Consider the following 2493-nt stretch of genomic DNA (forward strand, 5'->3'; position numbering starts at 1 on the left):
TATTCAAACTAACGGGCAAGGCTATGCGTTAGTGCCGTATGTCACTGCATATCGCAGCAATGGCATCCAAATTGATACCAGTAAATTGCCAGATGATACCGAAATGGAGTTAACCACCCAGAATGTGGCACCAAGCCGAGGGGCAATTGCCAAAGCCAGCTTTAATGCCAATGTGGGCTATCGCGCCATCATGACCTTACATTTTAAAGATGGCAAACCCGTGCCATTCGGGGCGCAGGCAATTTTCCCAAGCAATAATCAGCTCAATGCCATGGTCGGTAATGATGGGGAAATTTATCTGTCAGGAATGCCAGAGAGTGGCTCATTTACGATTCAATATAACGATAAGCAACAGTGTCAGGTGAATTATAGCTTGGCGGGATTACCGAATTATATTGGCTTATATAAAACGGAGGCGGTATGCCAGTAACTGGAGGATATATGAAAAAGAATTTAAAAAAATTCGCTATGCTCGTCAGTAGTATTATTGTTTTTTATTCTAGCACGGTTAATGCATCCTGCATCAAGAACCCTAATTTCAGTGGTGTCAATAGAACATTACCGAGTGCCACGTATACAATACAGTTTGATAATACTAATTCATACACCATTGATACATTAAAAACGAGTAGCTACGTTAGTACTAAAACTAGCCTAGCAAGATTGCCCAATGATGTTGAATGTCGAGGTCAAATGCGTGCATATTATTTATCGCCTTGGTCTGGGCGTTTCTCTGTAGATAGAGTGTCGACCAACATTCCCGGTATTTACTTAAAAGTCTACGCTAGGGGTGCAGGCTGGGTACCCGTAAGTAGCCCTATAGCTACTACATCATATATCATGGACCCGTCATTTAATTGGCAGGTCGATATTATAAAGCAAGGCAACGTAACACAAAGTACAACCATCAACAGTGGTGCCCTCGCGGAAATTTACCAATTTAATTATGTTAATAGTTCTCGGTTCAATGTATCAACTCTTTATATTCCCGCAAATGGAATCAGAATAAATGTTGTAAATTGCTCATTAAAAAACAATCAAAATACCTACAACATTAATATGGGCGACTGGTATGACACACAATTTAAAAATATTAATGACACACAAGGTACCACCGCCATTCCGATTGCATTAAGTTGTCTTACTGGTACCAATATTAAGGTCACAGTGACTTCAGATAATATCGATAATGCGGCCAACGGTCGACTAGGTTTAACCGGTGCAGATAAAGCGACAGGCATTGCAGTTCAATTATTAAACAATGCAGGAACACCTATTGTATTAAATCAACAATTTATTCAGCAAAATGGTGTAACTCAAACCGATTATATTTTTGGCTGGAAAGCCCGTTATATTAAAACGGCCGCAACAGTTACACCGGGTACGGCAAATGCCAATGCCACTGTCAATATTCGCTATGAATAGAGGTTTAAAATGAAAAATTTATTAATTACCTTACTATTCTTAAATATTTCGATAATCTCTTACGCGGCCGATACGGTCTACTTAAAATTTACCGGAAATATCAAAGCAGCGACCTGTAATTTATCTACCGCTAATAATGTAGATGTGGATCTGACCACCATTCCTTTAGATACTTTTTATAGTGGAACGAAAGCCTCGGATTGGAAACCGTTTACCATTGAATTAAAAGATTGCTCTTCGTTTATTAATAGCGTGAAGCTCTCTTTTGCAGGAATTGCTGACAATGCGGATATCAACAGCCTGTATAAAAATAGCGGCACCGCCACCAATATCGCCATTCAACTGCAAAGTGGCGATGGCGCAACGCCGCTAGGCAATACCAAGGTATTAACGGTTCCCACCAATGGGCAATCTTTGGTGAGTGTACCGCTGCGTACACGGGCATTTTCTTCACTCGGTAATGGTACCGCGGGCACCTTATCTGCCAATATTACTGCCACCATTACCTATCTATAGGAGCGAATAATGAAAATATTTTTCTTCAGTGTATTGGGGTTATTAGCGCTACCTGCAATAGCAGAAACCGTCAATATTAAGGTGCATGGTAATGTGATTGCCATGCCCTGCAAAATCGAAAATACCAGTTATAACATAGAATTAGGTAAAATAAATCGCTGGAATTACCGTAACCCGGCACAAAGCCCATGGGTGGATTTTTCTATTAAATTGGTTGATTGCCCTGTGACAACAAAAAATGCCAAATTCAGCATTAACGGAACACCCGATACCATCGACAATAACTATTTTGTGAATACAGGCAGTTCCACAGGTAGCTTACTGCATCTCGCGCAAACAAATAATAAAACGACCATTAAAAATGGCAATATGGTAGATGTCACAATCAATAGCGCCACTAAAAGTGCCGAAATTCCACTATCTGCAAGAATGGTAAGTTTACAGCCTATGTTTACTGCTGGAGATTTTAAAAGCCATTTAGAGTTTTCAGTTATATATCCTTAATAAAGGAATATGATATTCATATGGTTATCCGTTAAAGATAATCTTAAT

The 2493-nt window shown here is 39.6% G+C and carries 4 protein-coding genes; all 4 read left to right on the forward strand.

The window, feature by feature from the left end:
* Positions 1 to 430: FimD/PapC C-terminal domain-containing protein (locus GKR71_RS00440; RefSeq protein WP_154633755.1), on the forward strand; the 430-nt coding region annotated here is incomplete at its 5' end.
* Complete coding sequence (locus GKR71_RS00445; RefSeq protein ID WP_230083344.1) at positions 421 to 1425, forward strand: fimbrial protein; 1005 nt, start codon at positions 421 to 423, stop codon at positions 1423 to 1425. The genes GKR71_RS00440 and GKR71_RS00445, both read left to right, overlap by 10 nt.
* 9 nt (positions 1426 to 1434) lie before the next feature.
* Positions 1435 to 1941, forward strand: coding sequence for a fimbrial protein (locus tag GKR71_RS00450; protein ID WP_154609489.1), 507 nt, complete (start codon positions 1435 to 1437; stop codon positions 1939 to 1941).
* 9 nt (positions 1942 to 1950) lie between these two features.
* Positions 1951 to 2445, forward strand: a complete 495-nt coding sequence (locus GKR71_RS00455; RefSeq protein ID WP_154609490.1) for a fimbrial protein — start codon at positions 1951 to 1953, stop codon at positions 2443 to 2445.
* Positions 2446 to 2493: the final 48 nt, after the last annotated feature.

The sequence above is a fragment of the Providencia sp. wls1922 genome (genome assembly GCF_009706505.1).
Lineage (GTDB): Bacteria > Pseudomonadota > Gammaproteobacteria > Enterobacterales > Enterobacteriaceae > Providencia > Providencia lanzhouensis.